Genomic DNA, 26,028 nt, shown 5'->3' with positions numbered 1-26,028 from the left:
TGCGACAATCTCGCCGCAATGACAGACACCCTCACGATCACCCGCCCAGACGACTGGCACCTGCACGTGCGCGATGGCGCCGCCCTCGAAGCCGTCGTGCCCCACAGCGCCCGCCAGTTCGGCCGCGCGCTGATCATGCCGAACCTGCGTCCGCCCGTGACCACCGCCGCCCAGGCCGTGGCCTACCGCGACCGCATCCGCGCCGCCGTGCCCGCGGGCACGTCCTTCGAGCCCGTGATGTCGCTCTACCTGACCGACAAGCTGCCGCCCGAAGAAATCGCGCTGGCTGCCGAAGCCGGCGTGCGTGCGCTCAAGCTCTACCCGGCCGGCGCCACCACCAACAGCGATGCCGGCGTGACCGACATCCGCAAGACCTACAAGACGCTCGAGGCCATGCAGAAGCACGGCCTCTTGCTGCTGGTGCACGGCGAAGTGACCGACCCGGCCATCGACCTGTTCGACCGCGAAGCCGTGTTCGTCGACCGCGTGATGATTCCGCTGCGCCGTGACTTCCCCGAGCTCAAGGTGGTGTTCGAGCACCTCACCACCAAGGAAGGCGCCCACTACGTGCGCGACGCCGATCGCTTCACCGCCGCCACCATCACGGCGCACCACCTGCTGTACAACCGCAACGCCATCTTCACCGGCGGCATCCGCCCGCACTACTACTGCCTGCCCGTGCTCAAGCGCGAGACGCACCGCGTCGCGCTGGTCGAGGCGGCCACCAGCGGCAGCGACCGCTTCTTCCTGGGCACCGACAGCGCGCCGCACCCCGCGCACCTGAAGGAACATGCACTGGGCTGCGCCGGCTGCTACACCGCGCTCACCGCCATCGAGCTGTACGCCGAGGCCTTCGACAGCGTGAACGCACTCGACAAGCTCGAAGGCTTCGCCAGCTTCCACGGCCCCGACTTCTACGACCTGCCGCGCCACACCGACACCATCACGCTCAAGCGCGAAACCTGGACCCTGCCCGAGACCGTGCCCTACGGCGAAGCCACGCTCAAGCCGCTGCGCGGCGGCGAGACCGTGCAATGGAAGCTCGCGTGACGGCGCCGGTGCCCCTGTCGTCGCTGCGCGTGATGCTGCTGATCGACGCCGACAACGTCTCGGCCGACGTGATCGAGCAGGCCGTGCAGCGCACGATGGAGGACTACGGTGCCATCCATGTGCGCCGTGCCTACTGCAACGCCGAGATGGCCGTGAACCGCCAGGCGCTGTTCAAGCGGCTGTCGGTACGGCCCATGGTGAACCTGTCGGCGGGCAAGAACAGCACCGACATCGCGCTGGCCGTCGACGCCATCGACCTCGTGATCGCCGAGCGGCCCGACGTGGTGGTGCTGGTGTCGTCCGACTCCGACTTCGCGCCGCTCGTGATCCGCCTGCGCGAAAAGGGCTGCCGCGTCTGCGGCATCGGCCAGCAGGGCAAGACCGGCGAAGAGACCGTCGGCGTCTACGACAGCTTCATCGACCTCGCGCACCACGGCATCAAGCCGGCCGTGCGCACCGCGCCGGCCAAGAAGGTGGCGGCTGCGAAGAAGACGCCGGCTGCGAAGACCGCCCCTGCGAAGAAGGCTGCGGCCAAGACCGCGCGCAAGACGGCGGCGAAGACGGCCAAGCCGGTGGCACCGCCACCGCCGCAGCAGCCTGAAATTTCCGAAGCCGCCGAGTTCATCTTGCAGGCCGTGCCCGCGCTGCGCCGCGGCACCGACGTGCCGCTCAACGACGTGGCCAAGGCCCTGCGCACCGCCGGCCTGCTCAGCAAGAGCGGCAGCTCGCTCAAGCTCTTCGACAAGCTCACGGGCGAGTTCGCGGTGATGCAGCATCCCGACCGCATCCGATGGACGGGGGCGTCCGCGCCTTGAGCCCGGGCCTGCCGGCGGTTGCGGCCATCGATTGGGCCGCACCCTGGCTGGCCCCGTACCGTGATCCCGGCGAAGCCGTGGCGCGGGCCGCCGCACAGACCGGCACCGTCGCCGCCGCGCTGCAAAGCGCCAAGCCACCCGGCGTGCCCGACTTCGTCACGCAGGACGCGCTGCCCGAGGGCCAGGCCTACGAGGCCCACATCTTCCGCACGCGCACCGTGCCCACGCGCGACAACTTGCACGACTTCTTCAACGGCCTCGTCTGGCTGGCTTTCCCTGAAACCAAGCGCCGGCTCAACGAACTGCAGGCCGCCGAGATCGCACGCGCCGGCGTCGGCGCCACGCGCGGGCCGCTGCGCGATGCGCTCACGCTCTTCGACGAGAACGGTGCGATGCTCGATGCGCCGCCTGCGCTGTGGGAGGCGCTGGTGGCGCGCGACTGGCAGGCGTTGTTCGTCACGCGGCGCAGCCTGTGGCATGAGGCGCGCCTGCTGCTCTTCGGTCATGCGCTGCTTGAAAAGCTGGTGGTGCCGCGCAAGCCGATCACCGCGCATGTGCTGCTGACGCACCGTGCGACCGGCGCCGCAGCCCTCGACGATGCGGCAATCGCGAGAAATATCGATGCGAAACAGCTCGAAGCGAAGCCTTTCGTTCCTATTCCGGTGCTCGGTGTGCCCGGCTGGTGCGTCGAAAATACATCGGCTTCGTTCTATGCCGACCCGCAGGTCTTTCGACCCTTGCCGGGCGCGTTGTCAGGGCTGAAGTCGCGCTAGCGTTCATGGGCCCGGGAGGGGCCTTTGCCCAGCGCTTGCATCGCGCGCCACGCGCGCGTCATACGTTCACATGCCAGGGGAGAGGTCAAAAAGATGGACACCATCATCATCGTGCTCAAGGTGGGGCTGATTCTTTACGGGATCTACAGCTTCATCGTCTACATGTCGCGACGCTCCGACAACCGGAGTGCCCTGAAGGACTTCCGCAATGCACCGGTGCTGCGTCGCATCACCGACGAAGAAAAATCGGCACTGCAACCCTTCCTGATGGGGCAGAAGCTCACGGTCGACGACAACGTGCGCGAACTCAGCGGTGTGTTCCTGCGCCATGGCCTGTCGACGCAGGGCTCGTCCACCGAGCACGACACCATCGGCGATGTCGATGTGCTGCTGCCCTACGACGCCATCGACTACATCGAGCCGCACAACCAGGCGCTGGTGGTGCTGGCCGGAAAGTGCGCCGTCGTGATCCGCCTGAACGGCTTCGATCTGCTCGAAGGCCGACAGCGCGCGCAGCGCCAGCAGGCGCAGGACCAGCAATGGAAGCGCGGCGAGATCGGTGCGCTTCCATCCCTGGACGAGGTCGGCGCAGACACCGGTGCGGCCGTGCCCGAAGCCGTGGCCGCATCCGTCGCGACTGACCCGAGCGCGCGCTACCAGCGCGGCGAAGTCGACATCCTGAGCCAGCGCACCGAAACGCCCGAGGAGGTCGAGAGCCGCGTGGGGCGCGGCGGCTGGGCCTCGGCCTTCGCCTGGCTGCTCGCCTTCGTGCTGTTGTGGGCCGCTACCTGGGACGCCACGCAGGCGGTGAGCGTCTACCTGATGGGCGCAGGCCTGCTCGTAGGCCTGTGGGCCGCGTGGCTGTTCGTGCGCAAGCCACCGGCGACGGCGCCTGTGCGGCAACCGCAGCCGGTGAACCGCGTGCGCGGCATGCTCAACCAGATCGCGGTGGTCAACGCCAGCAACGCGTCGGTCCAGAACGTGGGGCTGTTCATCGGCGACAAGCTGAGCCTGGTGCTGCCTTCGCATTGGCGCACGACGGCGTCGGTCCCTTACGGCGAGGTGATCGAAGCCGAGCTGCGCACCAGCGACTACAGCGCCGTGAGCTTCGGCGACAAGTGGTCGGTGGCCGACGAATGGCGGCGTTTCCGGCCCGCGTACTGGGGGCGGCACTTGCTGCATCTGGTCATCGGCCTGCTGGCCATCGGCGCGGTCGCGCTGTCGGCACCGGACCCGCGCGGCGAGGCCGCACTGGCCGCGCAATGGCTCACGAATGGCGGTGCCACGGCCACCTATGGCGATGCCGGGCAGCTCGCCGACAAGCCGCCGCGGTGGGGCAGCCGCGCGCGCATGGAAGGCGAAGGCCGGTGCGAGATCGACATGAGCGGCCGTGCCGAAGAACACCACAGCGGCGTGCCCGCCATCGATTGCAGCTTCGTGCGTTGGAACGGCACCGCGCCCGTCATCCCCGCGCTCGACATCCCGCCCAGCGTGCTGGCGCTCGCCGAGCCCGGTTTTCTTCGCGCCACCGAGAATCACGCGATGGCCAGCCTGATCGCGATGCTGCGAATGCAGCAGATGGGCGGACAGGCCTCCGACCCGCTCGCGGCCTACCGTGCGCGCGAGAGCGTGCCGTTGACCGTGCGCGGCTTCGACCGCTCGGTGGCGATGATCGACGCCGCCTGCAAGGACGCCGCGGGCCTGTCGCCCGCCGCCTGCGAGCGCCTGCAGCGCGAGCTCGTGCGCGCCATCGATGCCACGGTCGACAAGGACGGCGTCGAGACGCCCGTGAACACCTGGCAGGCGCTGGCGACCAGCGCGGCAGCGGGGAAGGAGAACGCCGACCTCGTGCTGTCGCGTCAGCAGCTGGCGTCCGTGCAGCGTGCGCTGGCGCAAGCGGTCGACAGCGTGGTGGCCGCGAAGATCGAGGCTGCGCTTCCGGCCATCGTGCCCGCCCAGGGCGGCGTGCTGTTGGCATCTCCCACCCGCATCGGCAACGCGCGGGTGCAGGCGCCCGGCGAAGGAAGTGACGATGTGTCGGCCGCAGGCGCGCCCGTGGCCGATGTCGCCGAAGACGACACCGACAGTTCCCTGCTCGCCCGCTGGACCCGTCTGCAGCGTAATGCCACCGCGGAAGGCCTGAAGCCCTTCACGCTCGAAGGCCTCGTCACCGCCAGCGGCAAGGACACCACCGGCACGCCGTGGGTGCGCGTCGACCCGAGCCTCGATGCCTCGCGCATGACCGCAGCGGGCGCGCATGTGCTCTGGTGGCTGTTCGCCGCGGGGTTGGTGCTGGTCAACGGCGTGCTGTTTGCACTGCGCTGGACGCAGGGCAGTCGCCGTCGCGCCCGGCTCGAGGCCGACATCTCCACCCGCCCGGCACCGGGCACCAGCGGCCTTTTCTGACAGGCCTTGACTCCTGCGGGGAATATCGGGGCGCCAGAACTTTTGCTCCTATCATGGCTCCACCGGAAGCAACACCGAGGGCCTCCCCGTCGCGCGCGGCTTGAAGAGGGCCCCGGGGCCCTTATCTAAGGGGGCAGATTTCCCCACGGAGAATTCAACTTGAAACGTATCCTTCTGTTCGTCCTGACCAACGTGATGGTCGTCGCGGTGCTCGGCGTGGTCGCCAGCCTGCTCGGCGTCAACCGCTTTCTCACGGCCAACGGGCTCAACCTGACGGCGCTGCTCGGCTTTGCGCTGGTCATGGGTTTCGGCGGCGCGATCATCTCGCTGCTCATCAGCAAGCCCATGGCCAAGTGGACGGCCGGCCTGCGCATGATCGACAACCCCCAGTCGCCCGACGAGGCCTGGATCGTCGGCACCGTGCGCAAGTTCGCCGACAAGGCCGGCATCGGCATGCCCGAGGTCGGCATCTTCGAAGGCGAGCCCAATGCCTTCGCCACCGGCGCGTTCAAGAACTCGTCGCTCGTGGCCGTGTCCACCGGCCTGCTGCAGGGCATGACGCGTGAAGAGGTCGAGGCCGTCATCGGCCACGAAGTCGCGCACATCGCCAACGGCGACATGGTCACGATGACGCTGATCCAGGGCGTGATGAACACCTTCGTCGTGTTCCTCTCGCGCGTGATCGGCTACGCGGTCGACAGCTTCCTGCGCCGCGGCGACGACCGCTCGTCGGGCCCCGGCATCGGCTACTACGTGAGCACCATCGTGCTGGACATCGTGCTCGGCTTCGCCGCCGCGATCGTGGTGGCCTGGTTCTCGCGCCAGCGCGAGTTCCGCGCCGACGCCGGCGCCGCCGCACTCATGGGCAACCGCCAGCCGATGATGAACGCACTCGCGCGCCTGGGCGGCCTGCCGGCCGGCGAGCTGCCCAAGGCCGTGGAAGCCATGGGCATCACGGGCGCGATGGGCAAGCTGTTTGCCACGCACCCGCCGATCGAAGAGCGCATCGCGGCGCTGCAGAACGCGCGCTGAGCACGGACAGGCCGCGCAGCGGCACAAAGAAAAAGGGGCTGGTGATTCACCAGCCCCTTTTTCATTCACCGAAGAACGGTGTGTCGTTCGCTCAGAGGTTGAGCGCCGAGACGGCTTCCAGGCCCTGCTTGATGTTGTTGCGCGCGGCACCTTCCACCGACATGCGCAGGCGGGTCGTGCCGACGAGCGAGTCGAACGCGCCGCCCGTGTAGGTCGACTTGATGACCTGGCGCATCGCCACCGACTTGTCGGAGGTCTTGATGAGCGACCAGCCCGCTTCCATGTCGACCGTGAACGCGGCGCCGAACGTGGGCTTGGTCAGCTTGACGATCGAGACCGACAGCTCGTAGTCGCCGCTCTTGCCTTTGACGACTTCCTTGAACAGGGCCGATTGCGTGACCGACTTCTCGATGGCGGCACCCAGGTCTTCGTTGGTGATGTCCGAGCTCCAGAGCGGGTTCGTTTCATTGCCGCCGCCGGTCTTCACCGACACCGAGTAGGGCAGCTTCTTGCTCGAAGCGATGCTGGTGGGCGTCATGGCCTCGCGGTTGGCCGACGAGGCGCAGCCCGCGAGCACGACGACGACGGAGAGAACGGCCAGGGCGCCTGCGCGGCGAAGGGTGGTGGTGTTGATCATTTGGTCTTGTCCGATTCTTTGAAGATGTTGCCGACCACTTCGTCGACCATTTCGGGCGGCGAGAGGCGTGTGAGGGAGGTGTGGAGCGAATTGCCGGTGGCCAACGGGTAGTCGGACTTCGGTTCGCGGATCGTGACGGTGAGCTCGACGAGGTACATGGTGATGTCCCACATCCACTTGTCCACGTAGGTGACGACAGCGTCGACTGGCTCGGGGGGCTTGGCTTCTTCCGTGACCTCGAAACCGCGTTTGCGCAGATTGCCGGCAATCAGCTTCTGGAGCGTGCCGTCTTCACCCTCGAGCTTCCTGACCTGCACCACGCGCAGCTTGTCGAGATTTGCCGAGGGATCGACGGTCGCTGTTGCGCGGTTGACCGCGCAGCCGCTCGCGAACACGGAAACAGCCACGGCCGCGAGAAGCAGCCTGATGACTCTTTTCAAATGAACTTCTCCTCCGCCCGGAATGGGCCGAAGGAATGTAGCTGGAAATGTGTAAAAACGTTTCCTGAGCGCCGATCCCTGGCGAAAAATTCGCCGCGCCGCAGTCAGACTGCACAGTTGCAGCCTTCTGGGCGCTTCAGGCCGTTCAATTGCCGGTGGCGGCAGGCTCGTCGGACGCGGGCGTGTCCGGTGCGGATTCGGCGGCTTGCGGCGCAGCTTCTGGTACTGCTTCCGGTGCCGCTGCGGCCGCAGCGGCGGCGGCCTCTGCCGCAGCCTCGGCCCGCTTCTTGTCGTCCCGCACCCGCTGCAGCGTGCGCGTCACGTCGCCCGGCTTCATGCCGTACATGTCGGCGAACTCCTGCTCGCTGCGGCCGCTGGCTTCGAAGGCGCGCAGCAGGGCTTCGCGCTTGGCGGCCTGCTGGGCGAGTTCGGCCAGGGCTTCGTCGACGACGGCGTTGTTGTTGGCATCGCGCGAGCGCACCAGCACGGCATAGGCCTCGTGGTCGAGGCCCGAGGCTTCGATGGCCTTGGCGATGCGCGTCACCAGCTGCGGACGCAGGTCTTCGCCGGGGTTGCGGTGCGAGCGGCGGCGGTGCAGCTCGAGGATGGCGTGGTGCACGTGCTCGGGCGCGACCGGGTCGAGCGCGTTGCCGTCCAGGTCGTGGCGCGCATGGCCGGCGGCCACGCTCTCGAGGTAGCGCGTGGAGCGTGCATGCTGGCCCATCGCGATCTTCAGGTCTTCGGCCTTGAAGTCTTCGGGATGACGCGCGATCAGCTCTTCGTACACGCCGAGCTTCAGCGGCACGAAGCGCGCGCCGAAGAGCTGCGGGTACAGCTCGAACAGGCGCTCGAGCACCGGGTTGACCTTGCGCGGTGCGCGCTGGGCTTCGGGCTGTTGTTGCTGTTGCGGCTGCTGTCCGCGCGGCTTGCGCCCTTGCTGCGGCTGCTGCTGCCCATGCGGGCGCTGTTGCTTGGCGCGCGGCGGGCGTTGTTGCTGCTGTTGCGCGGGGGCGGGCTGCGCCGCCGACGCGTCAGCGCCTGCGTCGGTGCTGCCCGCGCCGGCCTTCAGCTGCTGCAGCTGCTCGGCCATGTCCGGGCGCTGGCGCCGTGCGTTGCGCGAGTTCGTGTTCGGGGCGGCGGTGGATGCGTCGGTCATACGGAAGGCTCGGCGATGGGCGCGAGGGGATGGAAAGGGAAGAAAAAGAACAACCGGTCCCGCGCGGTCAGCGCGGTCGGAACATCCTGCGGGTATTGTCAGGGCGGATGGTCATGCGCGTGCAGTGCCTCGGTCACCTCGGTCAGGGACCTGCCTCCCGATCAGCAGCCGGAACGGCAGCAGCATCAGCACACCGACACCGAGCTTCACGCCCAGGTCGCCGAGCGCCCAGGTGAGCCAGGGGCCGTCGGTGCCTGCGAAGGCGATGCCCCAGAAGACGATGCTGTCGAGCACGGCCGCGATCACCGTGGCCACCAGCGGCGCGCGCCACCACAGGCCCCGGCGCAGGCGGTCGAACACGCGGATGTCGAGCAGTTGCGAGGCGATGAAGGCCAGGCCCGAGGCGGCGGCGATGCGCGCCGGCGCCAGCAGCAGCGACACCGCCACGGCGACCGCGAAGCCGACCCACGCCACGCGCCGCGCCATGCCGGGGCCGAAGCGCCGGTTGACGAGGTCGCTCACGAGGTAGGCCACCGGGTAGGTGAAGGCGCCCCAGGTGAGCCAGTCGTTGATGGCGAACTGCACCAGGAGGTTGGACGCGAGCACCACGGCGGCCATCGCCAGCGTGGCGACGGCCAGCTGGCCGGTGGTGGGACGGTGGAAGTGCATCGTCAAACGGCGCTGCCGAGCACGCTGCGCGCCACGGCCTCGGCCACCTTGATGCCGTCCACGCCGGCCGACAGGATGCCGCCCGCGTAGCTCGCGCCTTCGCCGGCCGGGTAGAGGCCGCGCACGTTGAGGCTCTGGAAGTCGTCGCCGCGCGTGATCTTGATCGGCGACGAGGTGCGCGTTTCCACGCCGGTGAGCACGGCGTCGTGCGTGTCGAAGCCCTTGATCTTGCGACCGAAGGCCGGGAAGGCTTCGCGCATCGCCTCGATGGCGTAGGCGGGCAGGGCCTGGTGCAGGTCGGTCGGTGTCACGCCGGGCTTGTACGACGGGATGATGCTTCCGAGCGCGGTCGACGGCTTGCCGGCGATGAAGTCGCCCACCAGCTGGCCCGGCGCGTGGTAGTTGCTGCCGCCGAGCACGTAGGCGTTGCTTTCGAGCTGGCGCTGCAGCGCGATGCCCGCGAGCGCATCGCCGGGGAAGTCCTTCGGGTCGATGCCCACCACGATGCCCGCGTTGGCGTTGCGTTCGTTGCGCGAGTACTGGCTCATGCCGTTGGTGACCACGCGGCCCGGCTCGCTGGTGGCCGCGACCACGGTGCCGCCGGGGCACATGCAGAAGCTGTAGACCGAGCGGCCGTTGCTGGCGTGGTGCACCAGCTTGTAGTCGGCCGCGCCCAGCAGCGGATGGCCCGCGTGGCGGCCCCAGCGGGCACGGTCGATCAGGCCCTGCGGGTGCTCGACACGGAAGCCGATGGAGAAGGGCTTGGCCTCGATGTGCACGCCGCGCGCGTGCAGCATCTCGAAGGTGTCGCGCGAGCTGTGGCCCAGCGCCATCACGACGTGGTCGGCGCGCAGTTCGCTGCTCTGGCCGGTCGTCTGGTCGAGCACCGTCAGGCCGCGCAGGTGACCGTCTTCGATGTGCACGTCGGTCACGCGCTGCTCGAAGCGGATCTCGCCGCCGAGCGCCACGATCTGCTCGCGGATGTTCTCCACCACCTTCACCAGCTTGAAGGTGCCGATGTGCGGATGCGCGACGTACAAAATTTCAGGCGGCGCGCCGGCCTTCACGAACTCTTCCATCACCTTGCGGCCGAGGAAGCGCGGGTCCTTGATCTGGCTGTAGAGCTTGCCGTCCGAGAAGGTGCCGGCGCCGCCTTCGCCGAACTGCACGTTCGACTCGGGGTTGAGCACGCTCTTGCGCCACAGGCCCCAGGTGTCGCGGGTGCGCTGGCGCACGGTCTTGCCGCGTTCGAGCACGATGGGCTTGAAGCCCATCTTCGCGAGCATCAGCGCCGCGAAGATGCCGCAGGGGCCGAAGCCGATCACCACGGGGCGCGTGGCGTCCGCGGGCGCCTGACCCGGCGGCGTGTAGCGCATGTCGGGCGCGGGCTGGATGTGCGGGTGGCTGGCGTGCTTGGCCAGCAGCGCGGCCTCGAGCGCGGCGTCGGCCACCTGCACGTCGCAGATGTAGACCGTGAGCAGGTCGACCTTGCGGGCGTCGAAGCTGCGCTTGTAGACGGTGTGGGAGGCGATCGCTTCGGTCGGAACGTCGAGCGTTCGGGCGATCAGGGTGGCCAGCGCCTCTGGGGCGTGGTCGAGCGGGAGTTTGAGTTCGGAGATTCGCAGCATGTCGTGGGGCTTGTGGTTATCAAGCAGACCGACGATTTTAAGCGCCCGGGGCGCTATGAAACTTGTAGCTGGATCAGGCGGGCAGGAAGCCTTCGACCGACAGGTAGCGCTCGCCCGTGTCGTAGTTGAAGCCCAGCACCACCGCATCGGGCGCCAGCGAGGGCAGCTTCTGCGCAATGGCCGCGAGCGTCGCGCCCGACGAGATGCCGACCAGGATGCCTTCCTCGACCGCGCAGCGGCGCGCCATTTCGCGCGCCGGCTCTGCGTCGACCTGCAGCACGCCGTCGAGCAGCGAGGTGTCCAGGTTCTTCGGAATGAAGCCCGCGCCGATGCCCTGGATGGGGTGGGGCGCCGGCGCGCCGCCCGAGATCACGGGCGAGGCCACGGGCTCCACCGCGAACACCTGCAGCTTGGGCCACTTCTTCTTGAGCACCTTCGCCACGCCGGTGATGTGGCCGCCCGTGCCCACGCCGGTGATGAGCACATCGATGCCTTCGGGAAAGTCGGCCGCGATTTCTTCGGCCGTGGTGCGCACGTGCACGTCGACGTTGGCGGGGTTGTTGAACTGCTGCGGCATCCACGCGCCCGGCGTGCCGGCCACGATTTCCTCGGCGCGGGCGATGGAGCCCTTCATGCCGTTGGCGCGCGGCGTGAGGTCGAAGGTGGCGCCGTAGGCCAGCATGAGGCGGCGGCGCTCCACCGACATGCTGTCGGGCATCACCAGGATCAGCTTGTAGCCCTTGACGGCCGCGACCATCGCCAGGCCGATGCCGGTGTTGCCCGAGGTCGGCTCGACGATGGTGCCGCCGGGTTTCAGCGCGCCGCTCTTCTCGGCGTCTTCCACCATCGACAGTGCGATGCGGTCCTTGATCGAGCCGCCGGGGTTGGCGCGCTCCGACTTGATCCAGACCTGCTGCTTCGCATGGCCGAACAGGCGGTTGATGCGGATGTGCGGCGTGTTGCCGATGGTCTGGAGGATGTTCTGGGCCTTCATGGAATCTCCTTGGGTGCGAGGGTCGGATGGTCAGCGCGCATTGTGGCGCCCCCTGGGCCGGGTTGCACCCGGCCCGCGACCGTTTCAGCACGAGGGGATGGCAGGCCGTTGCGGTTCAGGCCTCCAGGGCTTCCAGCGGCCCGAAGAACTCGTAGCGAAGCTGCTGCTTCGGCACGCCGAGCGCCAGCCCGTTGGCATACACCGCCTGCATGAAGGGCTTCGGTCCGAGAAAGTACAGGTCGACGTCGCGGTCTTCTGGCAGCAATCCGGCCAGCAGCTCGCGGGTGACGAAACCGGTCGCGTGCGGCGTGTCGGTGTCGCGCGGCGCGTCGTAGACATACAGCGGCTTCACGTTCGCATGCCGCTGCGCGAGTGCGTCGACGCGGGCGCGGAAGGCGTGCGCGCCGCCGTGCCGCGCCGCATGGACGAAGTGCACCGGCCGGCCCGTGTGCGCCACCGATTCGAGCATGCTCATGGCGGGCGTGATGCCCACACCACCCGTCACCAGCACGAGGGGACGCGCCTGCTCGCCCGCGGGCTGCAGCACGAAGTCGCCGCACGGCGCCTGCACCTGCAGCCGCGTGCCGACCGCGGCGGCCTCGTGCAGCCAGTTCGAGGCGCGGCCGCCTTCTTCCTTCTTCACGCTGATGCGGTACCACGGCTTGCCCGGCGCGTCGGACAGCGAGTAGTTGCGCCGCACCGGCTGGCCGTCGATCTCCAGCACCAGCGTGAGGTACTGTCCCGGCGAGAACGCCAGCAGCGCGCCGCCGTCCACGGGCTCCAGGTAGAACGAGGTGATGACCTCGCTCTCGTCCTCGCGCCGGGCCACGCGGAACTCGCGCGTGCCGCGCCATCCGCCGGGTTGCGCCGCGTTGGCGCTGTAGACCGCTTCTTCCGCGGCGATGAGCAGGCCCGCCAGCGATTCATAGGCCTCGCCCCAGGCGGCGATCACCTCGTCGGTCGCGGCATCGCCGAGCACTTCCTTCACGGCGCGCAGCAGGTAGTGGCCGACGATCGGGTAGTGCTCCGGCAGCACGCCCAGCGCGGCGTGCTTCTGGATGATGCGGGGCAGGGCGCCGGCGATCGCTTCGAGTCGGTCGATGTGCGCGCCGTACGCGATGACCGCCCCCGCCAGCGCGCGCGCCTGCGTGCCGGCCGCCTGGTGCGCCTCGTTGAAGAAGGCCTTCACCTGCGGATGGCCCTCGAACATGATCTTGTAGAAGTGGCTGGTGATGGCCTCGCCATGGGCCTGGAGCGCGGGCACGGTGGACTTGACGATGGCGATGGTTTGCGGATTCATGGTCTGGCGCTTCCTCTGTTGAGATGCCTTTGTCTTCTCACGATCCGTGCCAGCCGGAAGGCCTCTGCAAGTGCTTGACGCCATTGGGGATTTATTGGGTGTGGTCAAATTCACAACAACTTCGGCGTTGTACTTATGACCACATTGCGTGTCGATTCGACCACCGAGGCCTCACCACCCGAGGCCGAGCCCGAAGCTGAGGCCGCCCGCTACCGGTCACTGCTCGCCGCCGCGCGCGGGCTGGTCCGCTGCGATGCCGCCGCGCTGCTGCAGCTCGACGTCGACGTGCTGAAGCCCGTCGCGGTCGACGGCCTGAGCGATGAAACCCTGGGGCGCCAGTTTCCCGTCGCCGCCCATCCGCGTTTCGCGCGCCTGCTCGCCAGCGAACGGGGCCTGCGCTTCGCCCACGACAGCAACCTGCCCGACCCGTACGACGGCCTCGTCGCCGGCCAGCCGGGCATCCTGCCGGTGCACGACTGCATGGGCGCGCCGCTGCGCCTGCGCGGCGCCGTCTGGGGCCTGCTGACGCTGGACGCGCTGGAACCGCACGCCTTCGATGCCGTGGGCCCGGCGCAGATGGAAGCACTGATCGCCCTCGTCGAAACCGGCATCGAGGCCGCCGACACGATCCGCGAGATGCAGGCGCGCGCGATGCGCGAGCAAGCCGTCGCGCAGGCGCTGCGTGCGGGGCGTGGCGCGCCGCGCGAGCTGCTGGGCAGCAGCCCGGCGATGAAGCAGCTGTGCCACGAGATCGACACGGTCGCCGTGTCCGACCTCACGGTGCTGCTGCTCGGCGAAACCGGCGTCGGCAAGGACCTCGTCGCGCAGCGCCTGCACGCGCGCTCGCGCCGCAGCGAGCAGCCGCTCGTGCAGGTCAACTGCGCGGCGCTGCCCGAGTCGCTGGCCGACAGCGAACTCTTCGGCCACAAGCGCGGCGCGTTCACCGGCGCCGTGCAGGACCGCGACGGCAAGTTCGAGATCGCCGATGGCGGCACGCTCTTTCTCGACGAGGTCGGCGAGCTGCCGCTGAGCGTGCAGGCCAAGCTGCTGCGCGTGCTGCAAAGCGGCGAGGTGCAGCGCCCCGGCAGCGACCGCATGCGCAAGGTCGACGTGCGCGTGATCGCGGCCACCAACCGCGACCTGCCCGCGGCGATCGCGCAGGGGCGCTTTCGCGCCGACCTGTACCACCGGCTGTCGGTCTATCCGCTGGTCGTCGCACCGCTGCGCGAACGCGGGCGCGACGTGCTCGTCTTGGCCGGCAGCTTTCTCGAGGAGAACCAGCACCGGCTGGGCGCGCGCAACCTGCGGCTCTCGCCGGCGTCGAAGGCCGCCATGCTGGCGCACGGCTGGCCGGGCAACGTGCGCGAGCTCGAGCACGTGATCAGCCGCGCCTCGCTGCGGGCGTTCAGGGAGCAGCCGCGCGGTTCGCGCTGGACGGCCATCGAACCGCATCATCTGGCGCTGGACAGCGCTGCCGTGGGGAGCGCCGTCGCAGCGCCCGTGCAGGCGCCGGCGAACGAACACGCGGAGCCTGCCATCGCTGGCGGCACGTTGCGCGAGGCGACCGAGGCCTTCCAGCGGGCCTGGCTCTCGGAAGTGCTGGCCCGCCACGGCGGCCGCGTGGCCAGCGCCGCGCGCGAGGCCGGTATCGACCGCAGCAACTTCCACCGGACCTTGCGCAAGCTGGGCCTGGTGCAGGCCGGCGACCACGAAACGCCCGGCTGACGACCGGCGCGCGACACCGCTTGAAGGGTCATTGATGGGGCGGGCGATAATCGAGAGGTGAAGCACGCCAGACCGCCGCTGGTGCAAGCCCGAAAGGGACGATGCTCTGCCTTCGGGCAACAGCATCGGGTCGAAAGATCGCACTGGAGGAACGTCCGGACTGCACAGGACAGCGCAGGAGTTAACGACTCTCCACCGTGAGGTGAGGATCAGAGCAACAGAGACGAGCCGATTCAGTTCGGGTGAAACGGGCAATCTCTGCGCGCAGCAACACCAAGTAGGCCAGTATCGAGGTGGTTCCGCTGAGCTGGCGGGTAGGTGGCATCGAGCCGTTTGGCGACAAACGGCCCAGAGTAATGGCGGTCACGCCGGGGTCTTCGCAAGAGGGCTCCGGTGCACAGAATCCGGCTTATCGGCGAGCTTCACACTTTTCTTTCTCTCCCCCTTTTCCCTGGGCCGCGCGCTGATGGCGTGAGCAGCTGCGTGCAAGACTCGGTAGAAACCCGTACAATTGTTAGCAAGCTAACTAATTGATAACGCCGTGGCCGATACCGAACCCATCTCCCCGTTGCGCGAACACGCGCTGATGCGGCTCGGCACCTCGCTGTCGGTGCTCCAGCGCGGTTACCGCGCGGCGGCCGACAAGGCGGTGGCGCATGTCGGCCTGTCGCAGACGCTGGCCTGGCCGGTCGTGGTGCTCGGGCGCATGGAAGACGGCGTGCGCCAGGGCACGGTGGCCGAGGCGCTGGGCATCGAAGGGCCCTCGCTGGTGCGCTCGCTCGACCAGCTGGTCGAGGCCGGCTTCGTCGAGCGTCGCGAAGACCCGGCCGACCGCCGCGCCAAGACGCTGCACCTCACGCCCGCGGGCCGCGCCGTCTGCGAGCCCATCGAGGCCGCGCTGCGCCAGATGCGCGCCGCGCTGTTCGAAGGCATTCCCGACGAGGACATCGCCGCCACCTTGCGCGTCTTCGGCGCGCTCGAGGCCAAGCTCGGCCGCAGTGCCGCCGGCATGCAGAGCCTGCAGCAGGAAGGGCGCGGCTCGTAAATGGCGATGTCGATGGCGCTGCCGCGCTTCACCCGCGCGGAAGTTCTCTTTTCCGTCAAGAGCTTCGCCGCCGCGATGCTGGCGATGTACCTGGCCAGCCGCGCCGGCCTGCCGCGCCCGTTCTGGGCGCTCATGACCACCTACGTCGTCGCCCACCCGCTGGCCGGTGCCGTGCGCTCCAAGGCGGTGTTCCGCTTCTGCGGCACGCTCATCGGCAGCGTCGCCACCGTGCTCATGGTGCCCGCGCTGTCCAACGCGCCCGAGCTGCTCACGCTGGTGCTCGCACTGTGGGTCGGGCTGTGCCTGTATGTGTCGCTGCTCGACCGCACGCCGCGCTCGTACGTCTTCATGCTCGCGGGCTACACGGCGGCGCTGATCGGCTTTCCGTCGGTGCAGACGCCGCTCGTGCTGTTCGACACCGCCGTGGCGCGCGTGGAAGAGATCGGCCTGGGCATCTTCTGCGCCACGCTGGTCCACAGCCTCGTGCTGCCCGCCGGGCTCGCGCCCACCGTGCTGGGCCTGCTCGACCGCACGCTGAAAGACGCGCGCCAGTGGATCGGCGACCTGTTCCAGCCCGGCGACCGCAGCACCCCCAAGGACGCCGACCCCAAGCGCCTGGACGACGACCGCCGGCGCCTCGCCGGCGACATCACGCAGCTGCGCCTTCTTTCGACCCACGTGCCCTTCGACACCACGCACCTGCGCTGGACCGCCGGCGCGATCCGCGCCATGCAGGACCGCGTGGCGGCGCTCACGCCCGCGCTGTCGGCCGTCGAAGACCGGCTGCAGGCGCTGGCGCAAGCCGAAGGCCGCCTCGCGCCCGACGTCACCGCCGTGCTGGCGCTGGCCGCGCAATGGCTGCGCGACGAGAGCGACCCGGCCGTCGACGCCTCTGCACGCCTGCAGGCGCTGCGCCAGGCGATCGCCGCATTGGGCACCGCGCAGGACACGGGGCTCAGCCCCTGGGCCCGCGCGCTGCGCATCGGCCTGGCGGGCCGGCTCGAAGAACTGGTCGACGGCTGGACCGCCTGCGCCCGGCTGCGCCGCGACATCGACGAAGGCCTGAAGGGCGGCGCGCCGCTGCGCCGCACGGCCGCGCTGGGCCAGCGCGCGATGCACCGCGACCACGGCATGGCGCTGCTGTCGGCGCTGGCCGCCGTCATCGCCATCTGCGTGTGCGGCGCGTTCTGGATCCTCACGGGCTGGACCATGGGCTCGGCCGCCACCATGATGGCCGCCGTCTTCTGCTGCTTCTTCGCCACCATGGACGACCCCGTGCCCGCGATGCACGGCTTCCTGAAGTGGACGCTGTGGTCCATTCCCATCTCGGCCGTCTACGTGCTCGTGCTCATGCCCACGGTGCAGGACTTCGGCATGCTCGCGCTGGTCTGCGCGCCGCTGTTCCTGGTGCTGGGCCTGTACCTGCCGCGCCCGACGCACTTCATGGCCGCGATGGCGCTGGTCTTCGGCGTGTCGGGCACGCTGGCGATGCACGACACCGCCAGCGCCGACCTCGTGAGCTTCATCAACAGCATGACCGGCCAGATCGTCGGCGTGGTGATGGCCGCGCGCGTCACGCGGCTGGTGCGCTCGGTGGGCGCCGACTGGAGCGCGCGCCGCATCCAGCGCGCCACCTGGCGCGAGCTCGGCGACATGGCCGCTTCCACCCAGCCGCAGTACGCGCAGAGCGACGCCTACGCCGTGCGCATGCTCGACCGCATCGGCCTGCTGGCGCCGCGCATCGCGCAGGCCGGCGGCACCGTCGAGGGCGTGGCTGCCAACGACGCGCTGCGCGACCTGCGCATGGGCGCCGACATCGCCGTGTTGCAGCGCGTGCGCGCCCAGTTGCCGATGGCCACCTCGGCCGCGCTGCTCGGCGGCATCGCGCGCTTCTTCCGCCAGCGCGGCGAAGGCCGCATGGCGCCGCGCCCGGCGGCGCTGCTGCCGCAGATCGATGAAGCGCTGGCGGCGGTGCTCGCTGCGCGCGACACCTCGACTGCGTCGCGCGCCGCCGTCACCGCGCTGGTCGGCCTGCGCCGCAACCTGTTCCCCGACGCGCCGCCTTCGCTGGCAGGCGTGTCTTCTTCACCGCAAGGAGCTTCCGCATGATCGGCGAAGCCAGTTTCTACGGGCTCTATGTGCCCTGGCTCATGCTGCTGGCCGGCGCCGCGCTGCTCGCCCTGTGGGGCGTGCGCCGGCTGCTCGCCGCCACCGGCCTGTACCGCTGGGTGTGGCACCCGGCGCTGTTCGACATGGCGCTGTACCTGCTGCTGCTGTACGGCCTGAGCCGGCTCACGACACACCTGCAATGACGCCTGCAATGACAACTCAAACAACACAGAGATTCCCATGAAAGCCAACCCCTTCGCAGACAACCCCCGGGCCCAGAGCCTGCTGCGCGTTCTCCTCACCGTGGCCGTGGTGGCCGCCGCCGTCTGGGCGGGCTTTCGCCTGTGGGACCACTACGAACTCGCGCCGTGGACGCGCGACGGCCGCGTGCGCGCCAACGTGGTCCAGATTGCGCCCGACGTCTCGGGCCTCGTCACGGCCGTGCCGATCCGCGACAACCAGCCGGTCGCCGCCGGCACGCTGCTGTTCGAGGTGGACCGCGCGCGCTACGACCTCGCCGTGCGCCAGGCGCAGGCCGCGCTCGCCGCGCAGCGCGCCGTGAGCGCCCAGGCCCAGCGCGAGAGCGCGCGCAACACGGGGCTCGATGAGCTGGTGTCGAAGGAGTCGCGCGAACAGACCCGCGCCCGCGTCGAGCAGGCCCAGGCCGCCGTCGCGCAGGCCGAGGTGGCGCTCGACTCGGCGCGCCTGAACCTGCAGCGCGCCGAAGTGCGCGCGCCGGCCGACGGCCTCGTCACCAACCTCGACCTGCGCCAGGGCAGCTACGCCGCCGCCGGCCGGCCGGTGCTCGCGCTGGTCGATGCGCAGTCGTTCTACGTCGAGGGCTACTTCGAAGAAACCAAGCTGCCGCGCATCCACCTGGGCGACCGCGTGCGCGTGACGCCGATGGGCGGCGGCGCGGTGCTCGAAGGCGCGGTCGACAGCGTGGCCGCCGGCATCGCCGACCGCGACCGCTCCACCAGCGCCAACCTGCTGCCCAGCGTGAACCCGACCTTCAACTGGGTGCGGCTGGCGCAGCGCATCCCGGTGCGCGTGAAGCTCGACCCGCTGCCCGAGGGCGCGCGCCTCGTGGCCGGCCAGACCGTCACGGTGCAGGTCCTCGAACACGACACCCGCACTGCTGACGCACCGAAGAAGGGATGACCGCCATGACCCGCTTCGCCTTTCGCATGGCCTCGCTCGCCATCGCGGCCGGACTCGCGGCCTGCGCGGCGGTCGGCCCCGACTACCGGCAACCGCCCGAAGCGCTGGCCAGCCAGCCGGCTGCCGGCAAGCCTTTCGCCGAAGCACCGGCCCATGCTGCGCCGCTGCCCGCGCACTGGTGGCGCCTGTACCACGACCCGCTGCTCGACCGGCTCGTCACCCAAGCCCTCGCGCACAACACCGACCTGCGCCAGGCCGTCGCCAACCTCGAGCGCGAACGCGCCATCGAAACCGAAGTGGCCGGCGCCAAGTACCCGACGATCGGCGTGAACGCCGGGCCGTCCTTCGGCCATGTCTCGGGCCTGTCGCTGCTGCAAAAGGGCTACGCGCCGCCGAACACCTTCAACTACAGCGCGGGCGCGTCGCTGTCGTACCAGGTCGACCTGTTCGGCCAGATCCGCCGCGCCATCGAGGCCTCGGCCGCCAGCAGCCAGGCCGCCGAAGCCGCGCTCGACCTCGTGCGCGTGAACGTCGCGGCCGGCACCGCGCGCGCCTACGCCGAAGCTTGCTCGGCCGGCCTGCGGCTGCAGATCGCGCAGAAGTCGGTCGCGCTGCAACAGGACGCCGTGAACGTCACCGAGCGCCTGCAGCGCGCGGGCCGCGCCGGCGCCATCGACGCCGGCCGCGCGCGCGCCCAGCTCGCGCAGCTCGATGCCGCGCTGCCGCCGCTGAAGGCCCAGCGGCAGGGCGCGCTCTACCGCCTGGCCACGCTCACCGGCGCGCTGCCCCAAGACTTTCCGCGCGAGGTGGCCGACTGCACCACGCCGCCGCGCGTGGCCGGCGCGCTGCCGGTGGGCGACGGCGCCGCGCTGCTGCGCCGCCGGCCCGACATCCGCCAGGCCGAGCGCAGCCTCGCTGCCTCCACCGCGCGCATCGGCGTGGCCACGGCCGACCTCTATCCGAAGGTCACGCTGGGCCTGTCGGGCTCGTCGGCCGGCCATGCCACCGGCTTCGGCCGCCAGGACACGCTGGCCTGGAGCGTCGGCCCGCTGATCTCGTGGACCGTGCCCAACACCGGCGCCGCGCAGGCCCGCATCGCACAGGCCGAGGCCGGCACGCGCGCCGCGCTCGCCAAGTTCGACGGCACCGTGCTCACGGCGCTGCGCGAGACCGAGACCGCGCTCGGCACCTACGCCCGCGAGCTCGACCGCCGCGCCGCCCTGCAGGCCTCGCGCGACGAAAGCGCCAAGGTCGCCGCGCAGGCGCGCCAGCTGTACCGCAACGGCCGCACCGCCTACCTCGACACGCTCGACGCTGAACGCGCACTGGCCGGCGCCGACGCCGCATTGGCCGCCAGCGAGGCGCAACTGGCCGACGACCAGGTCGTGCTGTTCATGGCGCTCGGCGGCGGCTGGGAGCCGGCCGATGACGCGGTCGCGCAAGGCCAACAAGGCAAGCCCGCCACGACCGTCCGCTGAGCGGCACGTGCCGCTCGCCGGCCGCAACGCTCAGCGAGTGAACAGCCAGCCGCCCTTGGGCTGGCGCGTCAGCTCGTGGCGCTTGATGGCGCGCTCCTCGCCGTCGTCGCCCACGTAGACCACGTCGAAACGCAGCAGCCGGGGCGACACCAGCTTCCAGTTCTGGATGCGCTGCACCGTCACGCAGGCGGTCTTGTCGTGGTACTGCATCTCGGCCATCGGCCCGCCCTGGAAGCCCGTGCCGTCGAACAGCCGGCCGGGCGCCGCGAAGGGGTTGAGCACCGCGCCGTTGCGCGCCGTGATGCAGCCTTCGGTGCGCAAGAAGGATTCGATGGTCGGCGACGCGCTCCCCACCACCTTGCCCACCGCGGGGCTCGGGGGCTTGCCGCCGACGGCTTCGCGGATGCGTTCCACCTGCACCGCGGTGATCGGCGCGAGGCCGTCCTTGGAAACCACGGCGGGCGGGGCGGCTGTCGTCGCTTCTGTCGGCGAACCGACCGGCGCGTCCGGGAACAGCAGGGCCGTGAGGTAGCTGCAGCCCGCCAGCAGCGTCAAGGGCAGGGTGCAGGCCAGGGTGCGGATCGGTGTGCCGAACTTCATGGTGCTGGTATCTCCCGTGTGCGGCGCGGGGCCGCTGTCTTCAGGTGGCAGTTTGCGGTGCTGCCTCGTCGTCCTCAAGCCGCTTTCAAAAACGCTCGTTCGGCGCCAGGTAGCGCCACTGCCCCGGCTGCAGCCCGGCCAGCGAGACGCGGCCCACGCGCAGGCGCCGCATGGCGACGATGCGCAGGTTCACGCCGTCGCAGATGTGCGCGATCTGCCCGGGCCGCGCGCCCTTCAGTGCAAAGCGCAGGCCGGTCTGCTCGGGCGACTGCCGGCCGATGCTCACGCGCGCGGGCGAACGCTCCAGCCGCGCCAGCACCTCGGGGCTCACCGGGCCGGCCACGTCGACCATCACTTCGTGTTCGAGGATGCCCGCGTCTTCCTGCAGTTTGCGCTCGATGCGCCATTCCTGCGTGTAGGCCACGAGGCCGCTGGCGCCGGTTTCGAGCGGCGTCATGCAGCGCTGGCCGCGCGCATGCGCCGGCAGGAAGCGCTGGCCCTCGCGCTCGGGCTCGTGGTGGTTGGCGGCCACCAGCAGCTGGTGCGCGTTGTCGGTCGGCATGCCGGCGGGCTTGTAGAGCACCATCGTCACCGGCACCACGGGCTCGGGCCGCGCGCCGGCGGCGATCTCGACCTGCTGGTGTGGCTGCACGCGCGACTGCGGCAGCAGGGCGGGCACGCCGTCGACGCGCACCGCGCCGTTCTCGATCAGCAGCTCAGCCTCGCGGCGCGACACCTGGGCCAGCGCGGCCACGCGCTTGGCCAGGCGCACGCCTTCGTCGTCGGGTGCCGAGGGGCGGTTCGAGCGGTTCATCGTGCGTCGGCCAGTTGACGGATGCGCGCCACATGCGCCGCCAGCGAACGCGCCGCCACCGGCCACATGCGCTCGGGCACGTCGTCGTAGGCGAGCGGCAGCCACTGCTCGGGCGTGCCGTCGGGCAGCCGCTGCATCGCGGCGGCGATCTTGGCCTCTCGCTTGAGGCGGTGCGCCTTCAGGTGCGCGATGGCGGTGCGCGCAAAGCCGATCACGTAGCCGTGCGCCGGCAGGATGAAGTCGATGCCGCCGGCCGCGCAGGCCGCGTCGAGCTTGTCGAGCGAATCGAGGTACGCCGTCATGTCGCCGTCCGGCGGATCGACCACCGTCGTGCTGCCGTTGAGGATGTGGTCGCCCGAGAACAGCAGGCCGTCTTCTTCGAGCACCAGGCACAGGTGGTTGGCCGCGTGGCCGGGCGTGTGGATGGCGCGCAGCGTGTGCACGAGCGGCGTGCCATCGGGCGCGGTGCCCGAGAGCACCAGCCGTTCGCCGTCGGCCAGCTCGCGCTCGGCACTGAAGCGTGCGGTGGAACGGGCCGTGGGCGCGGACGACAGCCCGAGGATCGGCGGCTTGCGCCCTGCGGCGCACAGCGCCTGCAGCGGCGCGGCGCCCGGCGAGTGGTCGGCGTGCGAGTGCGTGCAGACGATCAGGCGGATGTCGCCCTGTGTGGCCTCCATCAGTCGCGCCAGGTGCGTCGCGTCGTTCGGGCCCGGGTCGATCACGAGGTAGCCGGTGGCCGCGTCGCCCACGAGGTAGGTGTTGGTGCCCGGGCCGGTCATGGCGCTGGGGTTCGGCGCGGTGAGGCGCTGCACGTTCTTCAGCAGCGCCACGGGCTGCGTGCTCTGCCAATCGAGCGCGTGCGCGATCTGGCCGTCGGGGCACACCAGCGCGAGCTCGCCGAAGGGCGATTCGTGTTCCATGTAGCGCGCGTCCTCGCCCTTAAGCAGGCCGGCGCGCGGGCAGCTGGTCCACAGCGGCTTCTCCTGGCCGTCGGCTCCGGGCGCGCAGGCCGCGAGCACCGCATCGACCGTCGCGTAGGCCGCCATGCGCTGCAGCGTGCGGATGGTCGGGAAGATCATGAAGAAGCTGCCCGCCTCGTGGCGCGCCAGCGCGTCGGCCGGGCGCACCCAGCAGGGCTCGAACTGCTCGCTCTCGTCGGCCGTAGGCGTCTGGCCTTCGGGCATGCGTGCCACCAGGAAGGGCACGTCGAAGCGCTTGGGCAGGTCGCGGTCGGTGATCCAGTGCGCGAAGGTGAAGACCTGGTCGGCCGACAGCACCAGGCCGCGCGCGGCGCACTGGTCGGCGAAGGCCGTGCCGGCGGTGGCATTGCGGTCCATGGCGGCGACCTCGCCGGCACTCACCGCGCGGCCATCGGCGTGGCGGGCCAGCAGGATGCCGAGTTCTTCGAAGGCCTCGCGGATCGCGGCGATGGCCTGCGTGTGTTGCGTGTCGCTTTGCGTGGCGCGGCGTGCCGCGATGCGCGCGGCGGCGGCGTCGGCCGCGTCGATGTGGCCCCCCGGAAAGACGTAGGCACCGGGCGCGAAGCTCGCGGTGGCCGAGCGGCGGGTCATGAGGACCTCCAGGCCGGCGTCGGTGTCGCGCAGCAGCAGGACGGTGGCGGCGGCGCGCACGGGCACCGGTTCGCGATGGGTGTGGAGTTGTTGTGTGGGGCGGACCATGGAGCGATTATGGAGAGGCAAGGGGCGCGGTGCATAAGCACATGTGCAAACAGATATCAGCCGCGCGCCACAATCGGCGCCTGCACCGTCCGCCTCGAAGAAAGACCGACATGGCCCATTCTCCCTTCCCGCGTCGCGCCCTGCTGGCCGCTGGCGCCTTGCTCTGCACCGCTGCCGCATCGACCCTGGCGCTGGCCCAGCCCGACTGGCCGCAACAACCCGTCACACTGATCATGGGCTTCCCGGCCGGCTCGGGCGTCGACGTGGTGGCCCGCGCCATCCAGGAGCCGCTGTCGCGCCAGCTCGGCAAGCCCGTGATCATCGACTACAAGTCGGGCGCGGCCGGCAACATCGCCAGCGAGTACGTCGCCCATGCCAAGCCCGACGGCTACACGCTCTCGTTCGGCACCGCCGCCACGCACGGCAGCAATGCTGCGCTCTACAAGAAGCTGCCCTTCGACGTGGAGGCCGACTTCGTGCCCGTGGCGCCCGTGCTCGACGTGTCGAACGTGCTCACCATCAACCCCGACGTGATCAACGTGCGCACGCTCAAGGAGTTCGTCGAGCTGGTGAAGGCCAACCCCGGCAAGTACAACTACGCCTCCACCGGCAACGGCGCGGGCACGCACATGGCCTTTGCCGAGTTCAACTCGCGCCTGGGCCTGAACATGGTCCATGTGCCCTACAAGGGCGGCCCCGAGGCCATCACCTCGGTGGTGCGCGGCGAGACCTGCTGCATCATGAACCAGGTGCAGACCGTGCTGCCGCACTACAAGGCCGGCAAGGTGCGCCTGCTGGGCGTGACCACCGCCACGGCGGTGCCGGCCGTGAAGGAGGTGCCGACCATCGCCTCCAGCGGCCTGCCCGGCACCAAGGGCTTCGACAGCGCCATCTGGTTCGGCATCTTCGCGCCCAAGGGCACCGACGCCCACATCGTCGACAAGCTCAACGCCGCCGTGAAGACCGTGCTCGAGCAGCCCGAGATCCGCGAGCGCTTCGAGAGCCAGGGCAACACCGTGCGCATCGAGTCGCCCGCCCAGTTCAAGAAGACCGTGCACGCCAACCGCGTGAAGTGGGCCGAAGTCGCCAAGGCGGCGAACATCAGCATCGATTGATCACAAGGTCTTCGTCAACGTCAGGATGAAGCGCGCCTTGTTCGGCGAGTAGGTCGTCTGGCCGACGGTGCCGAAACCGACGTCGTAGCCCGGGTTGGCCACGGAAACGTACGAACTCTTCTTGTTCGCGCCCTGTACCGAGCCCGTGAGCGTGAGGCCGCTGCCGAAGTCGTAGGTCGCGCCGACGTTGTAGTCCACGTAGCTCCTGTAGCCCAGGCTGCGGATGTCGCTCGACATGTTCGTGTAGCCCACGGCCGCCTTCAGCGTGACCTTGGGCGCGATCTCCTTGCTGTAGGCCAGGTTCAGGTAGCCGGTGTTGCGGCCCGTGCGGCCCGAGCCGGTCTTGGCGCCGGCATAGCCGAAGTAGTCCTTCGACACCGTGTGCGAGTACTTCAGCGTGAACGAACCCAGCGTGGCGTCGGTGTAGCCCGCGCTGGCGTACAGCTCCGTCGTGTTGCCCGTCGAATTGCCCGGGTACAGGTAGGTGAGCGCGCCCACGTCCATGTCGAGCGGGCCGGCCTTGAACTTGTAGCCGCCGTAGATGTCGCTCTCGATGCTGTTGCCCTTGAGCCAGTTGACGCTGGAGTTCCAGTTGCCGATGTAGAAGCCGCTGTCGCCGAAGGCGTAGTCGAAGCCGCCCTGGATGGCGGGCTTGAAGCCGCGGGTCTTCGCGTAATCGCTCTTGCCCAGCATGTCCTGGTCCTGGCCGCGGAACTTGTAGTTCGTGGTCAACGCCACGTTGCCCGTGAGCTGCGCGTTCGCGAGCATCGGCAGGGCGAACAGGGTGGGAAGAACGAGCACCGGCAAGGCGGTGCGAAGGAGGTGTTTCATCGAAAGAATTCGCTAACGGATGGAGGAGCCGGCAGCGTAGAAGCGCGGGTCTAAAAGCCGCGTAAAAAACGAAGGCCCCGGCGCAAAAGTTGTGTGTCGGGCATCGTCATCGCGACCACGCCCACCACCACGCAGGCCAGCCCGACCCACGCCGTGGGCGCCAGCGTCTCGCCCAGGCACACCACGCCGATCGTCACGCCGATGGGCACGCGCAGGTAGGCCTGCGCCGAGGTCGACATCGGCCCCAGCGTCTTGATGAGCCGGAAGTAGATCGTGAAGGCCAGCGCCGTGGACAGCACCGCCAACGCCAGCACGGCGAGCATCGAGGCGGCGGAGGGGGCGAGCGTCCAGGGCCTGTCGATCGCCAGGCTCGCGGGCACGAGCAGGGCCGCGCCGCTCAGCAGCGAGCCGGCCGCGGGCACCATCGGGTCCAGGCCCTTGAACACGCGGCCGAACATCGCGGCGCAGCCGTAGCAGACGGCGGCCACCACCAGTGCCAGCTGCGCCAGCAGCGAATGCCCCAGCCCCTGCAGCGCCTCGAAGCCCACGATCAGGCAGATGCCCGCCAGCC

24 protein-coding genes and 1 other RNA gene are annotated in these 26,028 nt (G+C 69.8%); 13 read left to right on the top strand and 12 right to left on the bottom strand.

Annotation, left to right across the window (positions count from 1 at the left end):
- Positions 1-18 precede the first annotated feature (18 nt).
- The 5 genes from pyrC (at position 19) to htpX (ending at position 6,076) form a co-directional block, all read left to right on the top strand.
- Complete coding sequence (gene pyrC / locus AC07XP_RS12740) at positions 19-1,050, top strand: dihydroorotase (RefSeq protein ID WP_062478580.1); 1,032 nt, start codon at positions 19-21, stop codon at positions 1,048-1,050.
- Positions 1,035-1,865 (top strand): NYN domain-containing protein, encoded by an 831-nt coding sequence (locus tag AC07XP_RS12735; protein ID WP_495264877.1) that lies wholly within the window; start codon positions 1,035-1,037, stop codon positions 1,863-1,865. Before pyrC ends, AC07XP_RS12735 begins: the two co-directional genes overlap by 16 nt.
- Positions 1,841-2,638 carry a DUF3025 domain-containing protein gene (locus AC07XP_RS12730; protein WP_495264876.1) on the top strand — a complete coding sequence of 266 codons (798 nt, stop codon included), beginning with the start codon at positions 1,841-1,843 and terminating at the stop codon, positions 2,636-2,638. The genes AC07XP_RS12735 and AC07XP_RS12730 overlap by 25 nt, the downstream gene beginning before the upstream one ends.
- A gap of 93 nt (positions 2,639-2,731) precedes the next feature.
- Positions 2,732-5,044, top strand: a complete 2,313-nt coding sequence (locus AC07XP_RS12725; RefSeq protein WP_495264875.1) for an IgaA/UmoB family intracellular growth attenuator — start codon at positions 2,732-2,734, stop codon at positions 5,042-5,044.
- A gap of 159 nt (positions 5,045-5,203) precedes the next feature.
- Complete coding sequence (gene htpX / locus AC07XP_RS12720; RefSeq protein ID WP_056575841.1) at positions 5,204-6,076, top strand: protease HtpX; 873 nt, start codon at positions 5,204-5,206, stop codon at positions 6,074-6,076.
- A gap of 91 nt (positions 6,077-6,167) precedes the next feature.
- On the opposite strand, the gene AC07XP_RS12715 is transcribed toward htpX, so the two are convergent.
- The 7 genes from AC07XP_RS12715 to hmpA form a co-directional block, all read right to left on the bottom strand.
- Positions 6,168-6,713 (bottom strand): hypothetical protein, encoded by a 546-nt coding sequence (locus tag AC07XP_RS12715; protein WP_070060168.1) that lies wholly within the window; start codon positions 6,711-6,713, stop codon positions 6,168-6,170.
- Positions 6,710-7,153 carry a hypothetical protein gene (locus AC07XP_RS12710; protein WP_070060167.1) on the bottom strand — a complete coding sequence of 148 codons (444 nt, stop codon included), beginning with the start codon at positions 7,151-7,153 and terminating at the stop codon, positions 6,710-6,712. Before AC07XP_RS12710 ends, AC07XP_RS12715 begins: the two co-directional genes overlap by 4 nt.
- A gap of 145 nt (positions 7,154-7,298) precedes the next feature.
- Complete coding sequence (locus tag AC07XP_RS12705) at positions 7,299-8,309, bottom strand: ProQ/FinO family protein (protein WP_495264874.1); 1,011 nt, start codon at positions 8,307-8,309, stop codon at positions 7,299-7,301.
- Between the two features lie 111 nt (positions 8,310-8,420).
- Entirely contained in the window at positions 8,421-8,978 is a 558-nt protein-coding gene (locus tag AC07XP_RS12700) for a VUT family protein (RefSeq protein ID WP_495264873.1), read from the bottom strand.
- Positions 8,979-8,980: 2 nt separating this feature from the next.
- A complete protein-coding gene (locus AC07XP_RS12695) occupies positions 8,981-10,606 on the bottom strand; it encodes an NAD(P)/FAD-dependent oxidoreductase (RefSeq protein WP_495264872.1) in 1,626 nt (541 codons plus the stop codon).
- 73 nt (positions 10,607-10,679) lie between these two features.
- A complete protein-coding gene (cysK, locus tag AC07XP_RS12690; RefSeq protein WP_062478599.1) occupies positions 10,680-11,600 on the bottom strand; it encodes a cysteine synthase A in 921 nt (306 codons plus the stop codon).
- A 115-nt stretch (positions 11,601-11,715) separates the two neighbouring features.
- Positions 11,716-12,900, bottom strand: a complete 1,185-nt coding sequence (gene hmpA, locus AC07XP_RS12685; RefSeq protein WP_354345798.1) for an NO-inducible flavohemoprotein — start codon at positions 12,898-12,900, stop codon at positions 11,716-11,718.
- 135 nt (positions 12,901-13,035) lie between these two features.
- On the opposite strand from hmpA, the gene norR reads away from it, so the two are divergent.
- The 7 genes from norR (at position 13,036) to AC07XP_RS12650 (ending at position 20,418) form a co-directional block, all read left to right on the top strand.
- On the top strand, positions 13,036-14,625 hold the full coding sequence (norR, locus tag AC07XP_RS12680; RefSeq protein WP_495264871.1) for a nitric oxide reductase transcriptional regulator NorR: 1,590 nt from the start codon (positions 13,036-13,038) through the stop codon (positions 14,623-14,625).
- Positions 14,626-14,684: 59 nt separating this feature from the next.
- Positions 14,685-15,053: RNase P RNA component class A (gene rnpB, locus AC07XP_RS12675), an RNA gene on the top strand.
- Between the two features lie 158 nt (positions 15,054-15,211).
- Entirely contained in the window at positions 15,212-15,670 is a 459-nt protein-coding gene (locus AC07XP_RS12670; RefSeq protein ID WP_307583336.1) for a MarR family winged helix-turn-helix transcriptional regulator, read from the top strand.
- Entirely contained in the window at positions 15,671-17,779 is a 2,109-nt protein-coding gene (locus AC07XP_RS12665) for an FUSC family protein (protein WP_495264870.1), read from the top strand.
- On the top strand, positions 17,776-17,982 hold the full coding sequence (locus tag AC07XP_RS12660; protein WP_495264869.1) for a DUF1656 domain-containing protein: 207 nt from the start codon (positions 17,776-17,778) through the stop codon (positions 17,980-17,982). Before AC07XP_RS12665 ends, AC07XP_RS12660 begins: the two co-directional genes overlap by 4 nt.
- 37 nt (positions 17,983-18,019) lie before the next feature.
- Entirely contained in the window at positions 18,020-18,940 is a 921-nt protein-coding gene (locus AC07XP_RS12655; protein ID WP_495264868.1) for an efflux RND transporter periplasmic adaptor subunit, read from the top strand.
- Positions 18,937-20,418 carry an efflux transporter outer membrane subunit gene (locus AC07XP_RS12650; protein ID WP_495264867.1) on the top strand — a complete coding sequence of 494 codons (1,482 nt, stop codon included), beginning with the start codon at positions 18,937-18,939 and terminating at the stop codon, positions 20,416-20,418. The genes AC07XP_RS12655 and AC07XP_RS12650 overlap by 4 nt, the downstream gene beginning before the upstream one ends.
- Positions 20,419-20,448: 30 nt before the next feature.
- On the opposite strand, the gene AC07XP_RS12645 is transcribed toward AC07XP_RS12650, so the two are convergent.
- The 3 genes from AC07XP_RS12645 to AC07XP_RS12635 form a co-directional block, all read right to left on the bottom strand.
- Positions 20,449-21,018: a hypothetical protein gene (locus AC07XP_RS12645; RefSeq protein WP_369631219.1), complete on the bottom strand. Its 570-nt coding sequence runs from the start codon at positions 21,016-21,018 to the stop codon at positions 20,449-20,451.
- 85 nt (positions 21,019-21,103) lie between these two features.
- Positions 21,104-21,832, bottom strand: coding sequence for an RNA pseudouridine synthase (locus tag AC07XP_RS12640; protein WP_354345787.1), 729 nt, complete (start codon positions 21,830-21,832; stop codon positions 21,104-21,106).
- Entirely contained in the window at positions 21,829-23,511 is a 1,683-nt protein-coding gene (locus AC07XP_RS12635) for an MBL fold metallo-hydrolase (RefSeq protein ID WP_495264866.1), read from the bottom strand. Before AC07XP_RS12635 ends, AC07XP_RS12640 begins: the two co-directional genes overlap by 4 nt.
- 110 nt (positions 23,512-23,621) lie before the next feature.
- Between AC07XP_RS12635 and AC07XP_RS12630 the strand changes: the two genes are divergently transcribed.
- The gene (locus tag AC07XP_RS12630) at positions 23,622-24,626 is read left to right on the top strand and encodes a Bug family tripartite tricarboxylate transporter substrate binding protein (protein WP_095743580.1); all 1,005 of its coding nucleotides are present in this window, start codon (positions 23,622-23,624) and stop codon (positions 24,624-24,626) included.
- On the opposite strand, the gene AC07XP_RS12625 is transcribed toward AC07XP_RS12630, so the two are convergent.
- Together AC07XP_RS12625 and AC07XP_RS12620 are read right to left on the bottom strand one after the other, a co-directional pair.
- A complete protein-coding gene (locus AC07XP_RS12625; protein ID WP_495264865.1) occupies positions 24,627-25,457 on the bottom strand; it encodes a TorF family putative porin in 831 nt (276 codons plus the stop codon).
- Positions 25,458-25,507: 50 nt separating this feature from the next.
- A partial coding sequence (locus AC07XP_RS12620) for an EamA family transporter (RefSeq protein WP_495264864.1) occupies positions 25,508-26,028 on the bottom strand: 521 nt, incomplete at its 5' end.

This window comes from Variovorax sp. GW531-E2 (assembly GCF_059423125.1).
The sequence above is the reverse complement of the archived record's forward strand: the minus strand, read 5'-3'. Positions and strand labels throughout refer to the sequence as shown.

Bases quoted from the DNA above. Each gene is read 5' to 3' on its own strand.
- AC07XP_RS12730 (WP_495264876.1), top strand. From the start codon at position 1,841: ATGGACGGGGGCGTCCGCGCCTTGAGCCCGGGCCTGCCGGCGGTTGCG.
- cysK (WP_062478599.1), bottom strand. From the start codon at position 11,600: ATGAAGGCCCAGAACATCCTCCAGACCATCGGCAACACGCCGCACATC.
- AC07XP_RS12660 (WP_495264869.1), top strand. From the start codon at position 17,776: ATGATCGGCGAAGCCAGTTTCTACGGGCTCTATGTGCCCTGGCTCATG.
- AC07XP_RS12625 (WP_495264865.1), bottom strand. From the start codon at position 25,457: ATGAAACACCTCCTTCGCACCGCCTTGCCGGTGCTCGTTCTTCCCACC.
- AC07XP_RS12655 (WP_495264868.1), top strand. From the start codon at position 18,020: ATGAAAGCCAACCCCTTCGCAGACAACCCCCGGGCCCAGAGCCTGCTG.
- AC07XP_RS12700 (WP_495264873.1), bottom strand. From the start codon at position 8,978: ATGCACTTCCACCGTCCCACCACCGGCCAGCTGGCCGTCGCCACGCTG.
- hmpA (WP_354345798.1), bottom strand. From the start codon at position 12,900: ATGAATCCGCAAACCATCGCCATCGTCAAGTCCACCGTGCCCGCGCTC.
- AC07XP_RS12650 (WP_495264867.1), top strand. From the start codon at position 18,937: ATGACCGCCATGACCCGCTTCGCCTTTCGCATGGCCTCGCTCGCCATC.
- AC07XP_RS12725 (WP_495264875.1), top strand. From the start codon at position 2,732: ATGGACACCATCATCATCGTGCTCAAGGTGGGGCTGATTCTTTACGGG.
- AC07XP_RS12670 (WP_307583336.1), top strand. From the start codon at position 15,212: ATGCGGCTCGGCACCTCGCTGTCGGTGCTCCAGCGCGGTTACCGCGCG.
- AC07XP_RS12640 (WP_354345787.1), bottom strand. From the start codon at position 21,832: ATGAACCGCTCGAACCGCCCCTCGGCACCCGACGACGAAGGCGTGCGC.
- AC07XP_RS12735 (WP_495264877.1), top strand. From the start codon at position 1,035: ATGGAAGCTCGCGTGACGGCGCCGGTGCCCCTGTCGTCGCTGCGCGTG.
- AC07XP_RS12715 (WP_070060168.1), bottom strand. From the start codon at position 6,713: ATGATCAACACCACCACCCTTCGCCGCGCAGGCGCCCTGGCCGTTCTC.
- AC07XP_RS12630 (WP_095743580.1), top strand. From the start codon at position 23,622: ATGGCCCATTCTCCCTTCCCGCGTCGCGCCCTGCTGGCCGCTGGCGCC.
- AC07XP_RS12695 (WP_495264872.1), bottom strand. From the start codon at position 10,606: ATGCTGCGAATCTCCGAACTCAAACTCCCGCTCGACCACGCCCCAGAG.
- AC07XP_RS12635 (WP_495264866.1), bottom strand. From the start codon at position 23,511: ATGGTCCGCCCCACACAACAACTCCACACCCATCGCGAACCGGTGCCC.
- AC07XP_RS12645 (WP_369631219.1), bottom strand. From the start codon at position 21,018: ATGAAGTTCGGCACACCGATCCGCACCCTGGCCTGCACCCTGCCCTTG.
- AC07XP_RS12705 (WP_495264874.1), bottom strand. From the start codon at position 8,309: ATGACCGACGCATCCACCGCCGCCCCGAACACGAACTCGCGCAACGCA.
- pyrC (WP_062478580.1), top strand. From the start codon at position 19: ATGACAGACACCCTCACGATCACCCGCCCAGACGACTGGCACCTGCAC.
- AC07XP_RS12665 (WP_495264870.1), top strand. From the start codon at position 15,671: ATGGCGATGTCGATGGCGCTGCCGCGCTTCACCCGCGCGGAAGTTCTC.
- norR (WP_495264871.1), top strand. From the start codon at position 13,036: ATGACCACATTGCGTGTCGATTCGACCACCGAGGCCTCACCACCCGAG.